At 67.2% G+C, this 16,378-nt stretch carries 14 protein-coding genes; 7 read left to right on the forward strand and 7 right to left on the reverse strand.

The features are described from left to right. The first annotated feature begins 191 nt into the window (after positions 1–191). Positions 192–704 (forward strand): GNAT family N-acetyltransferase, encoded by a 513-nt coding sequence (locus QXZ94_RS00520; RefSeq protein WP_172179836.1) that lies wholly within the window; start codon positions 192–194, stop codon positions 702–704. 132 nt (positions 705–836) lie between these two features. On the opposite strand, the gene QXZ94_RS00525 is transcribed toward QXZ94_RS00520, so the two are convergent. The 6 genes from QXZ94_RS00525 to QXZ94_RS00550 form a co-directional block, all read right to left on the reverse strand. Continuing rightward, entirely contained in the window at positions 837–3,161 is a 2,325-nt protein-coding gene (locus QXZ94_RS00525) for a TonB-dependent receptor (RefSeq protein ID WP_315718766.1), read from the reverse strand. Between the two features lie 155 nt (positions 3,162–3,316). Continuing rightward, entirely contained in the window at positions 3,317–3,685 is a 369-nt protein-coding gene (locus tag QXZ94_RS00530; protein ID WP_315726001.1) for a DUF2946 family protein, read from the reverse strand. Positions 3,686–3,872: 187 nt separating this feature from the next. After that, on the reverse strand, positions 3,873–5,936 hold the full coding sequence (locus QXZ94_RS00535; protein ID WP_315718767.1) for a hypothetical protein: 2,064 nt from the start codon (positions 5,934–5,936) through the stop codon (positions 3,873–3,875). A gap of 145 nt (positions 5,937–6,081) precedes the next feature. After that, positions 6,082–8,904, reverse strand: coding sequence for a DUF4159 domain-containing protein (locus QXZ94_RS00540; protein WP_315718768.1), 2,823 nt, complete (start codon positions 8,902–8,904; stop codon positions 6,082–6,084). Further along, positions 8,901–9,857: a DUF58 domain-containing protein gene (locus tag QXZ94_RS00545; protein WP_315718769.1), complete on the reverse strand. Its 957-nt coding sequence runs from the start codon at positions 9,855–9,857 to the stop codon at positions 8,901–8,903. The genes QXZ94_RS00540 and QXZ94_RS00545 overlap by 4 nt, the downstream gene beginning before the upstream one ends. Next, positions 9,857–10,855: an AAA family ATPase gene (locus QXZ94_RS00550; protein WP_172110857.1), complete on the reverse strand. Its 999-nt coding sequence runs from the start codon at positions 10,853–10,855 to the stop codon at positions 9,857–9,859. The genes QXZ94_RS00545 and QXZ94_RS00550 overlap by 1 nt, the downstream gene beginning before the upstream one ends. Positions 10,856–11,133: 278 nt before the next feature. On the opposite strand from QXZ94_RS00550, the gene QXZ94_RS00555 reads away from it, so the two are divergent. Genes QXZ94_RS00555 through QXZ94_RS00570 form a run of 4 tightly spaced genes read left to right on the forward strand, consistent with a single transcriptional unit; the run spans position 11,134 to position 13,917 of the window. After that, a complete protein-coding gene (locus QXZ94_RS00555) occupies positions 11,134–11,736 on the forward strand; it encodes a DUF1285 domain-containing protein (protein WP_315726003.1) in 603 nt (200 codons plus the stop codon). An 8-nt stretch (positions 11,737–11,744) separates the two neighbouring features. After that, entirely contained in the window at positions 11,745–12,407 is a 663-nt protein-coding gene (locus QXZ94_RS00560; RefSeq protein ID WP_409998723.1) for a CoA pyrophosphatase, read from the forward strand. Then, positions 12,404–12,667, forward strand: a complete 264-nt coding sequence (locus QXZ94_RS00565) for a DUF6111 family protein (RefSeq protein ID WP_315718771.1) — start codon at positions 12,404–12,406, stop codon at positions 12,665–12,667. Before QXZ94_RS00560 ends, QXZ94_RS00565 begins: the two co-directional genes overlap by 4 nt. Further along, complete coding sequence (locus tag QXZ94_RS00570; RefSeq protein WP_315718772.1) at positions 12,664–13,917, forward strand: CCA tRNA nucleotidyltransferase; 1,254 nt, start codon at positions 12,664–12,666, stop codon at positions 13,915–13,917. Before QXZ94_RS00565 ends, QXZ94_RS00570 begins: the two co-directional genes overlap by 4 nt. Positions 13,918–14,001: 84 nt before the next feature. On the opposite strand, the gene QXZ94_RS00575 is transcribed toward QXZ94_RS00570, so the two are convergent. Next, entirely contained in the window at positions 14,002–14,982 is a 981-nt protein-coding gene (locus tag QXZ94_RS00575) for a GTP-binding protein (RefSeq protein WP_315718773.1), read from the reverse strand. A gap of 171 nt (positions 14,983–15,153) precedes the next feature. On the opposite strand from QXZ94_RS00575, the gene QXZ94_RS00580 reads away from it, so the two are divergent. Together QXZ94_RS00580 and QXZ94_RS00585 are read left to right on the forward strand one after the other, a co-directional pair. Further along, positions 15,154–15,348: a hypothetical protein gene (locus QXZ94_RS00580; protein ID WP_315718774.1), complete on the forward strand. Its 195-nt coding sequence runs from the start codon at positions 15,154–15,156 to the stop codon at positions 15,346–15,348. A gap of 251 nt (positions 15,349–15,599) precedes the next feature. Further along, complete coding sequence (locus QXZ94_RS00585; protein ID WP_315718775.1) at positions 15,600–16,376, forward strand: TSUP family transporter; 777 nt, start codon at positions 15,600–15,602, stop codon at positions 16,374–16,376. Positions 16,377–16,378: the final 2 nt, after the last annotated feature.

Below are 16,378 nucleotides of genomic sequence, written 5' to 3' on the forward strand. Positions count from 1 at the left end.
CCCGCAACGCTCAGGACTGAGCGCAGGTTAATGGATGCCGGCCGGGGAAACTTGACATCTCAGCACAATCTTAGGTCATGTCGCGCAAATGCTCAGAAATTCGGCATGAGACGCGGAACGGGCGAATGCTGTCGATCCGGCGGCGCACGCCATGGACCACGCCGCCCCGGGATGCTATCTCGCCACCCCACATGAGTGACCTGTCCATTACGATTTCAGCCGAGAAGCCGGGCGATGCGCAGGCGATCGAACGGCTGCATGAGCGCACCTTCGGCCCCGGCCGCTTCGTGCTGAGCGCCTATCGGTTGCGCGAGCATGTCGACCATTTGCTCGAACTGTCGTTCACGGCCCATATCGGCACCTTGCTGGTCGGGTCGGTGCGGCAGTTGCCGATCTGCGTCGGCGACACCAAGGCGCTGATGCTCGGGCCGCTGACGGTCGAGCCGCCGTTCCGCAAGCATGGCATCGGCCGCATGCTGATGGAGCGTTCGATCGAGGATGCGAAGGCGCAAGGCCACCGCTTCATCCTGCTGGTCGGCGATGCCGACTATTACACGCGGGTCGGCTTCAAGCCGGTGCCGAAGGGACGGGCGACGATGCCGGGCCCGGTCGACTACAACCGGCTGCTGGTGAACGAGCTGGTCGAGGGCGCGTTCGACGGCGTCTCGGGTGAGATTCGGCCGGATTGGGATTACGCGAGATAGTCTCGGTCCTCCCGTCATTGCGAGCGAGCGAAGCAATCCGGAGTCCCGTACACGACTCTGGATTGCTTCGTCGCTTCGCTTCTCGCAATGACGCGGAGGGGGAAAGGCTGCTCCCCCCTCCGCCGCCGTTGCTCAGAACTTCAAGTTCGCAAAAATCCTCACGCCGATGCCGGGCAGCAGCACCTCGTCCTTGGTGTAGGACACGGAATTGCGGATCTTCTCGTTCAAGAGGTTGTTGCCGACCATGCCGACCAGCATCTCGCGCGCGCCGAACATGTTCGGATTGAGCTTGGTGCGGTAGCTGACCTCCGCCTTCAACAGATTGTAGCCCGGCGTCGGCGTCTCCGCGATGGGCGCGATGTCGTTCTGGGCGAAGGCGTGCAGCAGGTTGATGCGGGTCAGCCAGTTGGCATCGCGCCAGAACAGCCCGCCGCCGACGCGCATCGGCGGAATGCGCGGCACGTTGGTGCCGTCCGGGAAGGTGGCGCGGACGACGTCGAACTGGTTCTCGATGCCCCAGATGCCGCTGCCGAGCGGGGCGACATCGTACTGGCTCTGGAACTCGAAGCCGCGGAACAGCGCGTTGCGCTGCGAGTAGACGGCCTGGTTCAGCGCGGTGCCCGTCGTGCCGCAGGAGTCGAAGTCGTCGTCGCACATCACGCCGGTCAGCCGGCGATAGATGAAGTTGCTGAACTGCGTGTAGTAGGCGGTGGCCTCGAAGCGAAACGGACCGGTCGCCTTGCGCAGGCCGGCCTCGACGGTCTTGGCGGTCTCGATCGTCAGGTTCGGATTGCCGATATCGAAGGTGGCCGTCGCGTCATGGCCGCCGCGCGAGAACAGCTCGGCCGCCTTCGGGGCGCGCTCGACATATTGCGCGGTCACGCTGGCCACGAGATCGCCGGGCAGGTTCTGCAGCAGGCCGACGCTGGCGCTCTTCGGCGTATACTCCGGATTGCGGGCGATGTTGGCCTGCGGCGTGCCGTCCGGCAGATAGTCGACCGGAAAGTTCGGCGTGGAGCCGTTCAGCGACACATGCTCGATGCGGCCGGCGATCTGCGCCTTGGTCGAGGGCGAGAAGGCGAGCTCGTTGAAGACGTAGCCGGCGACGCGGTTGTTGGTGTTGGGGCCGAACAGGCCGTTGAACACCGAGCCGGGATTGTCGGGGCTCGGCGCGTTCAGCTCCTGATGGCCGGCCTGAATGCCATAGGCCGTGGTCAGCGTCGCAAAGCGCAGATTGACCGGCATCATCTGCATCTCGACGCGAATTTCCTGCTCCCGGTTGGTGAAGGTCTGGCGGATGCCATCGGTAGTGGGGTCCGCGGGATCGGCAAGGCCGATCTCGTTGTGCCGATAGTCTGTCGCGCCAGCCCAGAATCTGATCGCGTCGATGGCTGCGGAGTCCGGTCGGTACTCGCCCTTCGCCGTGAACTTGGTCTGGTGCGCATCGATCCGCGTGCGGCTGTCGGAGCCCTCGATGCCGGGGATGTGGTAGAGCGCGTTGGTCTGGGTGATCGCAGCGCCGATGAAGCCGCCGGAGAAGAAGTAGCTGCCGCCGATCGAGGCGCCCTCGTTCTGGACGGCCGAGTTCGGCTGCCGGCCGTTCACCGGGCGAGTCTGATCGAAGAGGTAGGGATAGCCCGGAATGGAATAGTCCCCGGTCTTGCGGCCATAGGCATCGGCATGAAGCGCAAAGTTGCCGCCGCCGGCATCGAGGAGGACGCCGCCCTCCACGCCGCGATCGACCGAGCTGAACGAGGTGCGCGTCTCCGCAGTGACGCAAGGCGCACTGCCTGCGGCCGGCGCGCTGGCCGGCAGGCCGTAGGTCTGAAACGGTGCGGTCGAGCAGGTCGGCAAGGCCTGGGGGATGCGGTTGTTGGTGGCGCTGACGACGCCGCCGATCGAGGTCGAGCCGTAGCGCAGGGCGGCCGGGCCGCGGACGACCTCGATCTGGTCACTGGTCAGCGGATCGATCGGGACGAAATGGTCCTCGCCGAGATCCGAGGCGCCGCCGCCGCCGATGCCGTTCTCGACGATGCCGACGCGATTGACGTCGAGCCCGCGGATGATCGGCCGGCTCGATGCGCCCGGCGCGAAGCTCGATCCGGTAATGCCGGGCTTGGAATTCAGCAGATCGCCGAGCGTCGCGGCGCCGGAGCGGCGGAGCTCCTCGTTCGGCACCACGGTGACGGTGGCGAACTGATCGGTGATGATGGGAGTCACGCCTTGCAGCGGCGGAGGTGGCGCGGCCTGCGCTTGTTGCGCAGGTGCCGGTGCGCGTGCGCCGCTGCGGGCCACGCGCGCGCCGGGATTGGGGCGCGGCACGGCCGGCTTGCGGGCACGGATCGGGCTCGGCGCCGTGACGGTGACCTCAGGCAGCTCCGCGGCAGGCTTGGGATCATCAGCGCGCGCAGGCGCGCTCAAAACGCACAACATGGCTGCGACGCTGCAGCCCGACATCAAAGCTCTCGGCAACATGACCCAATTCCTGATTCCTGATCAGGCGTCCCATAGCCCTCGTGGTGGGATGCGCCTGCCGTCGGCCTGCGACGGACCTATTCCTGCAGGTTGTCCGCATGCGCCGAGCGCAGCGGGCAGCTTTCGAGCGGTTCAGATCAGGCGGAAGGAGGTGCGCGGGGCTGGAACGCGGTCGTAATGGCGACGCGGCTGAGCGACGCGACGACGGGAGGCGTCAGGCGGAAGGCCACCGCGTGCGGCGCGGGCAGGGACGGCGCCGGCGACAGCAGGATCGATTGCGCCATCGCGATGACGGCACAGATGGCGCAGCCGTCGGCAGGCTGCTGGTCGGGGTCCTGGCTTGCGGGCGCGGAGCCGGTATGGGCCTGCGCGGTCGTGATCCGACCACCGTCGATGGCCTGCGCGGAGAGCCAATGAACGTGTCCGAAGGCGAGCGCGAACTGCAGCACCAGCGCAAGCAGCGCGAGCCGCGATCCAGCCTTGATGTTCGCGCGAAACCAGCTCATGGCCAGCATTGGCTCATGTGAATCGGCCACCCCGTCCGGCTGATCATCTCAGCCGTTGTTACAATGTAACATCGCAGGAGCGGTTCGCAGCTGTCAATCGATGCAACTGCGGCGGCGACTTGATTCCCCGTTGCTGTGCCCTTCTCGCCACGTCGCGCGCTGTGGCGGCGCGCGATCGTCGCATTCCTCAGCGCCCCTCGCGCACCCAGGTCGCGGCGAGTGCGCCGAGCAGCAGCAGGAGGCCAATCACGCCGGCGAACATCGGCAGCACGCCGACGCCTTTGACCACGCTGGCATCGCGCATCCGTACCCCCATCCATCCGTCGCCGCTGAACAGGGTCGATGATCTGACGGGGACGATGCGCGGCATGTCGATGCCGGAGCCGTCGGCGATGCGGCGGGCGTCGCCGCCGGTCGCCTGCGCCAGCGGCTTCAAGGTCTCGGTGGTCGAGGTGACCTCGGAAAACTCCTTCGGATTAGTCGGGCCGACATTGATCAGCGCCTTCAAGGTGCCGTCGGTCGCCTGCCAGAGGCCGAGTTCGTTGGCCGGCAAGGTCGCGCGCCACTCGCCGGGATCGCCCTGCGCCAGGGTGAGTTCGCGCGTCTGGCCCGACGGTGAGGTCACGGTCACCGGCGGCACGGTGTCGCCCATGGTCTGCCTGACGACGGCGAGATCCTTGCCCTGCATCTGCAGCCGCAGCGCTTCCTCGTCGAGATCCGGCTGCTGCATCAGCCAATGCGACATGCGTCGGAGCAGATCGAGATGCGGGCCGCCGCCCTCATAGCCGCGCGCCCACAGCCAGATGTGGTCGGACAGCAAGAGCGCAACACGACCGGCGCCGAAGCGCGACAGCAGCAGCAGCGGCTTGCCGTCGGCGCCGGTCATGACCGGCGGGCTGACGGCATTGCGCGTCTCGACGGTGCGGAAGAAGCGGCTCCAGCGCGGCGGCTCGGAGCCTGAGCCTTCCAGCCCGCGCGTCACCGGATGGCGTTTGCCGGCATCCGACAGATGCGCATAGAACGGCTTCTCGGTGACGCCGACCGGCTCCGCCGGCAGCACCGAGTCGAGCGGCGTCCGCCAGATGCTGGTGTTCGACGCGTAGTCCGGTCCGGCCGAGACCAGCACCGCGCCGCCATTCCTGACGTAGCGCGCGATGTTGTCGAAATAGGCGATCGGCAGCACGCCCTGGCGGGCATAGCGATCGAAGATGATCAGCTGAAATTCGTTGATCTTCTGCTGGAACAGCTCGCGGGTCGGAAACGCGATCAGCGACAGCTCGTTGATCGGCGTGCCGTCCTGCTTCTCCGGCGGCCTGAGGATGGTGAAGTGGACGAGGTCGATTGAGGCGTCCGACTTCAGCAGGTTGCGCCAGGTGCGCTCGCCGGAATGCGGCTCGCCCGATACCAAGAGCACGCGCAGCTTGTCGCGCACGCCGTCGATCGAGACCACGGCGCGGTTGTTGACCAAGGTTAGCTCGTTGTCGAGCGGCGAGGCCTCGATCTCGACGATGTTCTGGCCTTCGTGCTTGATGTCGACGTCGACATTGCCGGCCTGGCCGCTGGTCAAGGTTCGCTCGCTGATGACCTCGCCGTCGCGGCGGATCACGACCTTGGCGCTGGCGCCAGTGACGCCCTGATCGTCGAGCCGGAAGCTGATCGTCTGCGGCTGGCCGACGATGCCGAAACGGGGCGCGGCGGTGATCGCGATGCGGCGGTCGCGTTCGGCCTTCTGACCGGTGATCAAGGCCTGCAGCGGCGCCTGGAAGCCGAGCGCTGCGGCATTGCCGGGAATGTCGTGCACGCGGCCGTCGGTGATCAGGAACGCACCGGCGACGCGGTCGACCGGCACGTCCGACAGCGCCGAGGTCAGCGCGCTGAACAGATGCGTGCCGTCGGTCTCGCCATCCGCCTGGCCGGCGTCGACCACGCGCACCTCGAGGCCCTTGATCTTCTTCAGGCTGTCGACCAGCGCTTCCTGAGCTGCCTGGGTCTGCTTGTTGCGGTCACCGAAATTCTGGCTCGGGCTCTTGTCGACGACGACGGCCGCGACGGAGCTGAGAGGCTCGCGGTCCTCACGCGTGAATTGCGGGTTGGCCAGCGCGAGCGCGATCAGAGCCAGCGCTGTGACGCGGATCCAGGCGGAGCGCGAGCGGCTGATCAGAAGCAGCGCGGCGATGACGATGATGGCGCCGATCGCGAGCCACAGCACGATCGTCGGGACCAGAGGCGTGAACGCGATGCCGTAGTTCATGAGGCAAACTCGCAATTGTCGTCATGGCCGGGCTTGTCCCGGCCATCCACGTCGTTCTGCATGAAAGGCAAGACGTGGATGCCCGGGTCAAGCCCGGGCATGACGACTGTTATTGTTGCGACATCGGGACCAACAATTCGCATCATCACTGCCCGAGCCGTTCGATCAGCGCCGGCGCGTGGACCTGGTCGGCCTTGTAGTTGCCGGTCAGCGTGTACATCACGATATTGACGCCGGCGCGGAAGGCGAATTCGCGCTGGCGCGGCTCGCCAGGGACCATCGGCAGCATGGCCTGGCCATCGGGGCGGATCGCCCAGGCGCCGGCAAGATCGTTGGAGGTGATGATGATGGGAGAGACACCGTCGCCGCCGCGGGCCGGCCGCGACGCGCTGTCTTCCTCGTCGTCCTTCGGCAGCGCCTCGACCCAGGTCTGGCCGGCGGTGAAGCGGCCCGGGAAGTCGCGCAGCAGGTAGAAGGTCTTGGTCAGCACGTGCTCGCGCGGCACCGGCTCGAGCTCGGGGACATCGAGCGAGGAGAGAATCTCGCGCAGCGACTGCATGCCCGGCGTCTGCTGTGCGCCATTCTCGCCTGGAGGCGCCTCGACCGCGTCGCGCGTATCGAAGATCACCGTGCCGCCCTGCTTCATATAGGCGTCGATCTTGTTGATCGCGTCCTGCGGCGGCTTCGGTACGCCCGGCACGATCGGCCAGTAGATCAGCGGGAAGAACGCGAGTTCGTCATGGGCGGGATCGATGCCGACGGGATCGCCGGCCTCGAGCGCGGTGCGCTGCGCCAGGAACAAGGTCAGGCCGGTCAGCCCGGCCTTGACGATGGAATCGACGTCGGCATTGCCCGTCACGACATAAGCGAGCCGGGTCTGCGACACCGCACGCATGGCGAAATCGTCGCTGGCCGCATCGGCGCGCGCGGTGGTCGGCATCGCGACCGCGAGCAGGGCGGCGGTGGCGAGAATGGCCAGCGCAATTGCCGCCGGAGCCGCACGCCGACGCCGGACCAACGCGGCGAGCGCGCCGCCGAGCAGGGCGACGATGATCGCATCGATCAGGAACAGCAGCAGCGCGGTCGACAGCAGGATGCCCCGGAGATCGCGCGGCTCGGCGGTGGTGTAACTCGCGCGCTTGGCGCGCAGCGCCGAGGTGTCGAGCTGCAGGATGCGATCGGCGGGGCTGAGCGTGTTCACGGCGGTGGGTCCGTCGGCAGGGCCATAGAAGCCGGGTGGATGATCCAGGGAGGCCCTGTCGTTGAATTCGGCCGGCAGCGGCTTGGCCGTCGAAGGCGGCGGTCCGAAGGCACCGAAGCCGTCGAGAATGTGCAGCGGCGCCAAGGTCGCCTTGGCGGTCTCGCCCGCGGGGCCGGGCCCCGGCGTCGAGGTGTAGCCGGACATGTCGACGATGCGGCGAAGCATCTCGACCATCGCACCCGACATCGGCAGGTCCGACCAGCGCATGTCGGCGCTGACATGGAACAGCGCGATCAGGCCCTTGCCGCGATGCTCGCCGGTGACCAGCGGCGTGCCGTCTTCCAGCGAGGCCCAGCTTTTGGTCGCCAGCACGGCGTCCGGCTCGGCCAGCACCTGGCGGTTGACGGTAACGTCCTTCGGCACATTGATGCCGGCAAAGGGGCCGTCGGCGGCGAAGGCGGCGAGGTGCTGCGGCTTTTCCCAGGTCAGGCTGCCGCCCAGCGTGCGGCCGCCACGGCGCAGCTTGACCGGCACGAGATCGTCGTCGCCTTGCGCGAGGCGCGGACCTGCGAACCGCACCAGCACGCCGCCATTCTCGATCCAGCCGTTGAGCCGGTCGCGCAGCTCCGGCGAGAGCGTGCCGACATCGGCCATCACGATCATCGGCACCTTCTGGTCGAGGAACTGCGTGATGATCTGCTGCGGCGCGCCGCGATCGCCGAGCCGGAGATCGGCGAAGGGGGCCAAGGCGCGGGTCAGATAGAAGGTCGGCGCGAGCAGTGGCTGCGCGGTGTCGCTGGTGGAGCCGGAGACGATGCCGACGGCGCGGCGGCGCCAGCGCTTGTCGAGCAGCTGCACGGCGCCGGCCGATCGTTCGCCTGCGATCTCGAGCCTCGTGATGTCGTTGCGCAGCTCGACCGGCAGATCGAAGCTGGCCTCGGCGTCGTGCGCGTTGCCGGCGAAGCTGAATTGCGCCTCGCCGAGCGGCGAGCCCTTGGCGTCGAGCGCGCGCACGATGCCGCCCGGAACCGACAGATCGGCACGCAGCACCTTCACGGTCATCTTGGCGGCGGCGTTCTCCGCGCCGGCCAGCGCCAGCGGCGAGGTCGTGCCGCCTTCGAAGACGGTCAGGCTGCGGTCGCCGATGGTCTTGGCAAGACCCGTCACGAACTCGCTGCCGCGGCCGGGATCGACGCCGTCGGAAAACCACAGGATCTCGGCATCGCCGGTCGCTTTGAGGAAGCGGTCGAGCTGCGGCAGCGCATCGGCGCGCTCGGTGGTGTACGGCTTTGGCGCGATCTGGCGCAAAGCGACGCGCGCCGCACCGGCCGGCATCAAGGTGAGATCGCGTGCCGGCTCGGACAGCGGCAGCAGCGCGACGCCGCGCCGGTCGGCATCGGCATTGGCGATGATCTCGTCGGCCGCCTTGATGCGGGTCTCCCAGCTCGCCGCGGCGCTCCAGCTGTCGTCGAGCAGGAGCACCAGCGGCGCCTTGCTGCCGACCGCCTCGGTGCGCGGGTTCCAGATCGGGCCGGCTGCCGCGAAGATCACCAGCGCTGCCGCGATCAGCCGCAGCAGGGTCAGCCACCACGGCGAGCGCGACGGCGTCTCTTCCTTCGGCGTGATGTCGAACAGCAGCCGCGTCGGCGGAAACTCGATGCGGCGCGGGCGCGGCGGCATCACCCGCAGCAGCCACCACAGCACGGGCAGGCTGATCAGGCCGGCCAGCAGCAACGGTTCGGCGAATGACAGCGGCAGACCCATCATGCGCCGATCCCTCTCGGGCCAGCGCCCACTTTGACGCCGCCGCGTGCGCCGAGCTTGCTGGTGGTCATGCCGGCGTGCAGGAACAGCAGCAGCTCGGCTGCGGAGCGGCTTGTCGTGTGCGTCGTGAACAGCCAGTCGAGCTTGCCGGTCTCGGCACGGATCTGGTCGCGGTGCAGCGCGACGCGCGCCACGTAGTCCTGCGCCCAGCTCTCGGCGCGGCCGGCGGTGATCACCTCGCCGCCCTCGGGCTCGACGAATTCGACGCGGCCGGAATAGGGGAAGGTCTCCTCGGCGGGATCGACGACCTGCACCATCGTGCCATGCGCGCCCGATGCGGACAGGCCGGCGAGCATGGCGCCGATCTCTGATATCGGCGACCAGAAATCGGAGAGCACCACGATCTCGGCGAGCGCCGACGGTACGAAGGACGGTGGCAGGCTGGGCCTGATCGTCTCATCGTGCAGCATCGCCTGCGCGATGCGATCGATCACGCTGCGGCTCGCGGTCGGATTGATCAGGCCGGGAATGCCGACGCGTTCGCCGCCGGCGACCAAGAGCTCGGCCAGGGCAAAGGTCACGATCAGCGCGCGCTCGAGCTTGCTGTCGCGCGCGCCTTTCGAGGCGAAGGCCATCGAGGGCGAGCGGTCGGGCCAGATCCACACCGTGTGCGCGGCCTCCCATTCCTGCTCGCGGACATAGAGATGATCATCGCGCGCGGAGCGGCGCCAGTCGACGCGCTGCGACGGCTCGCCGGACACGAAACGGCGATATTGCCAGAAGCTCTCGCCGGAGCCGGCGCGGCGCCGGCCGTGCAGACCATGGATCACATTGGCGGCGATCTGCCGGGCTTCGAGCACGAGACGCGGCAGCGAGGACGCCAGCGTCCGGCTTTCGCCATCGGCACGCCGTATCGCGAGAATCTCCTTGTCGGCGTGCCCCGGTGCTGTTGCCATCAACCGATCCGGCTCTTCAGCTGCCGGATCACGTCCGGAATGGTGCGCCCTTCGGCGCGGGCCGGGAAGGTCAGCGCCATGCGGTGCTTCAGCACGGGTTCTGCGAGATCGAGCACGTCGTCGATCGAGGGCGCGAGGCGGCCATCGAGCAGCGCGCGGGCGCGCACCGCGAGCATCAGCGACTGGCTGGCGCGCGGACCGGGGCCCCAGGCGATCAGCTTGCCGGCCTCACCCGCCTCGGGGCCGGGACGCGCCGAGCGCACCAGCGACAGGATGGCCTCGACGACGGAATCGCCGACCGGCAGCCGCCGCACCAGGCGCTGGGCCGCGATCAACGCATCGGCCGTCATCGCGCCCTTGGCGGCACTCTCCTCGGCGCCGGTCGTCTCGAACAGGATGCGGCGCTCGGCGTCGCGATCGGGATAGTCGACGTCGATCTCCATGAGGAAACGGTCGAGTTGGGCCTCGGGGAGCGGATAGGTTCCTTCCTGCTCCAGCGGGTTCTGTGTCGCCAGCACATGGAACGGCTTGGGAAGATCGTGCCGCGCGCCGGCAACGGTGATGTGCTGCTCCTGCATGGCTTGCAGCAGCGCGGACTGGGTGCGCGGGCTGGCGCGGTTGATCTCATCGGCCATCAGGAGTTGTGCGAACACCGGGCCGGCGATGAAGCGGAACGAGCGCTTGCCGACCGTGCTCTCGTCGAGCACCTCGGCGCCGAGAATGTCCGACGGCATCAGGTCGGGCGTGAACTGCACGCGCTTGGCATCGAGGCCGAGCGTGACGCCCAGGGTCTCGACCAGCTTGGTCTTGGCAAGGCCGGGGACGCCGATCAGGAGCGCGTGGCCGCCCGAGAGGATCGTCACCAGCGTGTTTTCCACGACGCGGTCCTGGCCGAAGATGACGCTGGAGATCGCCTCCTTCGCCGCGCGGATTTGTCCGGAGACCTGTTCGGCCGATCGGACGATCGCATCCTCGAGCTTCTCGGCACTCTCAGCCATTCCCGTCGCTCCTTCTGCCCCGCATCTTCAGCTTGCCGATTCAACCTGTCGACCGGCGTTCCGCTCCAGTTTGTCGGGATGCGGCTGCCAATCTATGCGAAGGCGCTGTATTCGTTGAGTTAAACTATCCCCATATTATCGGCATTCCGGGGTATTGACGGCATCACGATATGGCGACCTTACATCACGTGCAGCGGGCGCCAGGAACTTTTGCACAGACGAGCGCAATGAAATCCTGCACCAATCGTGCCAAGGCGGACGCAAACTCAAGGCAAACCATGGCGAAGCAAGGGCAGACTACGGATCAGGGACTCGAGCGGCTGACCTCGGCCGCGACGCAGGCTGGCACGTCCGGAAAGGGCCTGCCGCCGGTGCATTTGTGGAATCCGCCATTCTGCGGCGATCTCGACATGCGAATCGCAAGCGATGGTAGCTGGTACTACATGGGCACGCCAATCGGCCGCCCTGCATTGGTGCGCCTGTTCTCCACCATCCTGAAGCGCGAGGATGACCGCTATTTCCTGGTCACGCCCGTGGAGAAGGTCGGTATCCGTGTCGATGATGTGCCCTTCATGGCCGTAGAATTGCGGAAGGAGGCCGATGCACAGGGCGTGCGGCTGCATTTTCGCACCAATGTCGACGATTGGGTGGCCTGCGACGCCCAGCACCGGCTGCGCTTCGAGCGGAGTGAAAGCGGCGGGCTCACGCCCTATCTGCACGTCCGCGCCGAACTCTGGGCCAAGGTGACGCGGCCGCTCTACTATGAGCTGGTTGACATGGGTGAGGAGCGGGTGATCGATGGGGAGGTCATGTTCGGGGTGGAGTCGTCAGGTGCGTTCTTCCCCATGGCCAACGCAGAAGAGGTGAGGGCGGCGCTTTGAACGAGCCCATGGTGGTGAGGACTGCGGCGGCGGAGGTCAGCTCGGCCGAATTCTTCGCGCGTGGCCGGGAGCGGTTGGGCTTCGACGTTCCGCAGGCCCTGCTTGATCCCGACGTGATTCCGGCCAGCGGAGATTCCGGCACCGATCGCATGCTCGAGATCATTTCCCGCGAGCAGCCGATCCGCCCCGCGGCGGTGCTGATCCCCGTGGTCGATCACCCCGAGCCGACGGTTCTCCTGACGCAGCGCTCGCCCAATCTCTCCAGCCACGCCGGCCAGATCGCCTTTCCCGGCGGCAAGATCGACGTCACCGACGCCTCGCCGCTGGAAGCGGCGTTGCGCGAGGCGGAGGAGGAGGTCGGGCTCGACCGCAGCTTCGTCGACCCGATCGGCTATCTCGACGTCTACGGCACGGCCTTCGGCTTTCGCATCCTGCCGACGGTGGCGCGGGTCCGCCCGGGCTTCTCGCTGAAGATCAACGAGGGCGAGGTCGACGACGCCTTCGAGGTGCCGCTGGCGTTCCTGATGGACCCTGCCAATCACCAGCTGCATTCCAAGGAGTTTCGCGGCATGGAGCGCGCCTATTACGCGATGCCGTTCGCCGAGCGCTACATCTGGGGCGCGACCGCGGGAATCCTTCGCGTGTTGTACGAACGGATCTATCTGTCATGATCCGACCCGTGTTGACGGAAATCGGAATCTTCCTCATTCCTTTTGCCGTCTATGTGCTGTTCTTGATCGCGACCCGGGCAGGGCTGCTGGTGCCGGCGAACTGGCCTCTGCATCTGGTTGCAAAATTGACGGTGGCGGCGCTGGTGTTGGTGATTGCAAGTCTGGTCCTGCTCGCCGAGTTCTCCGGCGCGCCGCCGCATTCGACCTACGTGCCAGCTCATATCGAGAACGGCAAGCTCGTTCCCGGAGTGGAGAAATGACCGACGCGCGGGTGCTGAGCGCGCCCTGGCTCTCGTCCGGTCCGGCGGCGCGGGTGCTCGCGCTGCTCAATTGCGACGGCGAGGAAGCGCGGGTGGTCGGCGGCGCCGTGCGCAACGCGCTGCTCGGCATCGCCATCGGCGACATCGACATCGCCACCACCGCGCTGCCGGCGGAGGTGGTCCGGCGCGCCAAGGCGGCCTCCATCAAGAGCGTGCCGACCGGCATCGAGCACGGCACCGTGACGCTGGTGCTCGAAGGGCATCCGTTCGAGGTCACGACCCTGCGCGAGGATACCGAGACCTTCGGCCGCAAGGCCAAGGTCGAGTTCGGGCGCGACTGGGTCGGCGATGCGCACCGGCGCGACTTCACCATCAACGCGCTGTCGGTCGGTCCGGATGGGGTCGTGCACGATCATGTCGGCGGGCTCGCCGACATCGGTGCGCGCCGCGTGCGGTTCATCGGCGATCCCTCCCAGCGCATCGCCGAGGATTACTTGCGCATCCTGCGCTTCTTCCGCATCCATGCGGCCTTCGGCCATGGCGAGCCGGATCGCGACGGCTATCTCGCCTGCATCGCCGGCCGTGCGGGTCTCGCATCACTGTCGGCCGAGCGCGTGCGCATGGAGATGCTGAAGCTCCTCGTCACCGGGGGCGCGGTCGGCGCTGTTACGGCGATGGCCGATGGCGGGTTGCTGACGTCGCTGCTCGGCGGCGTCGCCTATCTCGGCCCGTTCGCGGCCATGATCGAGATCGAGCGCGCTCTGGCGCTGACTGCGAGCCCGGTCCGCCGTCTTGCTGCGCTTGCGGTCGCCGTCACCGAGGATGCGCGTCGTCTCGGCGCGCGCCTGAAGCTGTCCAATGCCGAGACCAAGGCGCTCGACGGCATGGGCCACCGCTGGTGGCGCTTCGCCTCGGCCGACGAGGCGCGGGCCCGGCGCCTGCTGTATCGTCTCGGCGAGACCGTCTATCGCGACCGCCTGATGCTCGGCTGGGCGCGGTCAGGGTCCGATCCCGATGCCCAGCGCTGGCGCGAGCTGGCGCTGTTGCCGCAGCGCTTCACGCCGCCGAAACTGCCGCTGAAGGCTGCCGATTTCATTTCGCGCGGCGTTGCCGAGGGGCCGCTGCTCGGCCACGTGCTCACCCTCGCCGAGGATGCCTGGCTGGCTGCGGACTTCCCGCTCGACGAGGCATCGCTGAACGCGATCGCCGATCAGGCGGCGGCCCGCGTCAATCGCGACGGACGGACCTGACGCCGTTCGCCGCGATCCGGTGCGACGCTCATGACAGCGTTTGGCGGGGATCGGCCGCAGCCACCCCGCCGGTCCGCGACGATGTCAGTGATCTGAAGTCTGACAGCGGCGGAAGCCCTCGCGCAGGATGTCGTCCGGCAGATCGCGCCCGATGAAGACCAGACGGCTGAGCTTCGCCTCGCCGGGCTTCCAGGGGCGTTGATGGTCGCCGTCCAGCAGCATGTGAACACCCTGAACCACGAAGCGATCGGGGTCGTCCCTGAAATGCAGGATGCCTTTCAGGCGCAGAATGTCCGTCCCGAAATGCTGGACCGTCTGCTGAATCCAGGGAATGAACGTCTCGGGCGCGAGCGGATGCTCGGTCGTCAGCGACAGGCTTTTGACGTGAGAGTCGTGCTCGTGCTCATGCTCCTCATCGAGGAAGCCGGGCTCGAAGGCGAGAATGCGGTCGATATCGAATGCACTTCGATCCAGGACCTTCGCGAGATCGACTGCGCACTGCTCGGTGCGATGGATGACCGCATAGGGGTTGATCGCGCGGATGCGCGCCTCGATCGACACGAGCTCCGGCTCCGAGACCAGATCGGTCTTGTTCAGCAGGACGACGTCGGCGAACGCGATCTGTTCCTGCGCCTCGTGGGCACGGTCGATCTCGCCGGGCAGATGCCGCGCGTCGATCACGGTCACGATCGCATCGAGCCTGGTGTTGCGGCGAACGTCGTCGTCGACCAGAAACGTCTGCGCCACCGGAGCGGGATCGGCGAGCCCGGTCGTCTCGACGATGATCGCATCGAACTTGCCGCGCCGCTTCATCAGTCCCTGCAGGATCCTGATGAGGTCGCCTCGCACGGTGCAGCAGATGCAGCCGTTGTTCATCTCGAAGATTTCCTCCTCGGCGTTGACGACCAGATCGTTGTCGATGCCGACTTCGCCGAACTCGTTGACGATGACGGCGTACCGCTTGCCGTGCGGCTCCGTGAGAATGCGATTGAGCAGGGTGGTTTTTCCCGCACCGAGATATCCGGTCAGAACGGTGACGGGTGTCTGTGTGGTCGCGGCGGTCATGTTGTCCCTTTCGGCGTCTCGAGCTCGCTGACCGTTCACGGCACTGCTGCTGGCCGCGCGGCCCGTGGGGACCGCTCCTCGGAGCGGTCCCTCGCCGACGAGGTGCTCCCGTCGTCGGCTTGATTTATGATATGTTATAACATAACATCAACGAATACCAGGAGCATCCGCGTGAGTCAGCTCGAAATCCTCCGCAGCCGGCGCGTCGGGCTTCCCGATGCGCCGTCCGACGTCCAGGCCCAGGTCCGAGCACCGGGAGAGGTGGTTCGCTTGAACGACTTCAGACCCAAGCGCGCCGAGAGGATCTATGATCCCGACAAGATCTGGTCCGGCGAGCACACGGCGCGGGATTTCACTGAACTCTGACGATCGGCCGCTGCGGCTGCCTGAGTTGTCACCTTTCGCGTGAGGTGTTGCAGCAGTGCGTCATCGCGCCGACGTGATCGCCTGATGCACGCGAATTCATTGCGCACGGGGTTGCGGAACCGCCGGTTCTCGGCGATGGACTGGCTCTCGCAGAGGATGCCTCGCTGCCGGTGCATTGAGCGCGCCACGGGGGCATCGCTGACCGCGATCGCCGATCAGGCGGCGGCGCGCGTCAACCGCGACGGATGGTCATGAATTTTCTGGCAGGCTTTGCCGATATTTCGCTGCTACAGCTCCTGCTCGTCGCCTCCGTCGCTTTGTTTGCTTCCATCATCGGTGGTCTCGCCGGCTACGGCACCGGCGCTTTGATGCCGCTCGTCCTTGTGCCGATGGTCGGCGCCGAGCCCGTGGTGCCGATCATCGCAATCTCCGCGATCCTCACCAATCTCAGCCGCGTCGGGGCTTATTTTCGCGAGGTCGACCGCGCGCGCGCGGTCGTCGTCATCTCCGCGGCGGCGCTCACCACGGCGCTCGGTGCCTACGGCTACACGCGGCTCACCAGTGCCGGCGCGGCGTTCGTGATCGGCACCATGCTGATCATGAGCGTGCCGCTGCGGCGTATCCTGCGCAAGCGCGACGTCAGGATCGGCAATGGCGGGCTCGCGGCCGGCGCCGTCGGCTACGGTGTTCTCGTCGGCGGCACCTCCGGCTCCGGCGTGATCCTGCTATCGCTGCTGATGGCCGCAGGCCTCGAAGGGGCGGCGGTCATCGCCACCGACGCGATGATCTCGGTGGCGACGGGCATCATCAAGATCTCCGTGTTCGGCCTCGCTGGCGTCGTCACCGCGCAGGTGCTGGCCTTCGCACTGCTCATCGGCGCGGTCGCGGTGCCCGGCGCCTTCCTGGCAAAAGCCTTCGTCGCGCGCATGCCGGTGCACATCCACGCCGCGATCCTCGATGCCGCAGTGATCACCGGCGGCGGCGTGATGATCGCGTCGGCGCTGCGGCATCTGCTGCCGGCGGTGTAGGC

Source organism: Bradyrhizobium sp. SZCCHNS2022 (assembly GCF_032377575.1).
GTDB lineage: Bacteria > Pseudomonadota > Alphaproteobacteria > Rhizobiales > Xanthobacteraceae > Bradyrhizobium > Bradyrhizobium aeschynomenes.

What these genes read in the sequence shown, in the direction of transcription:
- QXZ94_RS00520 (WP_172179836.1), top strand. Translation starts at nt 192, where the DNA reads ATGAGTGACCTGTCCATTACGATTTCAGCCGAGAAGCCGGGCGATGCG.
- QXZ94_RS00525 (WP_315718766.1), bottom strand. Translation starts at nt 3,161, where the DNA reads ATGTCGGGCTGCAGCGTCGCAGCCATGTTGTGCGTTTTGAGCGCGCCT.
- QXZ94_RS00530 (WP_315726001.1), bottom strand. Translation starts at nt 3,685, where the DNA reads ATGAGCTGGTTTCGCGCGAACATCAAGGCTGGATCGCGGCTCGCGCTG.
- QXZ94_RS00535 (WP_315718767.1), bottom strand. Translation starts at nt 5,936, where the DNA reads ATGAACTACGGCATCGCGTTCACGCCTCTGGTCCCGACGATCGTGCTG.
- QXZ94_RS00540 (WP_315718768.1), bottom strand. Translation starts at nt 8,904, where the DNA reads ATGATGGGTCTGCCGCTGTCATTCGCCGAACCGTTGCTGCTGGCCGGC.
- QXZ94_RS00545 (WP_315718769.1), bottom strand. Translation starts at nt 9,857, where the DNA reads ATGGCAACAGCACCGGGGCACGCCGACAAGGAGATTCTCGCGATACGG.
- QXZ94_RS00550 (WP_172110857.1), bottom strand. Translation starts at nt 10,855, where the DNA reads ATGGCTGAGAGTGCCGAGAAGCTCGAGGATGCGATCGTCCGATCGGCC.
- QXZ94_RS00555 (WP_315726003.1), top strand. Translation starts at nt 11,134, where the DNA reads ATGGCGAAGCAAGGGCAGACTACGGATCAGGGACTCGAGCGGCTGACC.
- QXZ94_RS00560 (WP_409998723.1), top strand. Translation starts at nt 11,745, where the DNA reads ATGGTGGTGAGGACTGCGGCGGCGGAGGTCAGCTCGGCCGAATTCTTC.
- QXZ94_RS00565 (WP_315718771.1), top strand. Translation starts at nt 12,404, where the DNA reads ATGATCCGACCCGTGTTGACGGAAATCGGAATCTTCCTCATTCCTTTT.
- QXZ94_RS00570 (WP_315718772.1), top strand. Translation starts at nt 12,664, where the DNA reads ATGACCGACGCGCGGGTGCTGAGCGCGCCCTGGCTCTCGTCCGGTCCG.
- QXZ94_RS00575 (WP_315718773.1), bottom strand. Translation starts at nt 14,982, where the DNA reads ATGACCGCCGCGACCACACAGACACCCGTCACCGTTCTGACCGGATAT.
- QXZ94_RS00585 (WP_315718775.1), top strand. Translation starts at nt 15,600, where the DNA reads ATGAATTTTCTGGCAGGCTTTGCCGATATTTCGCTGCTACAGCTCCTG.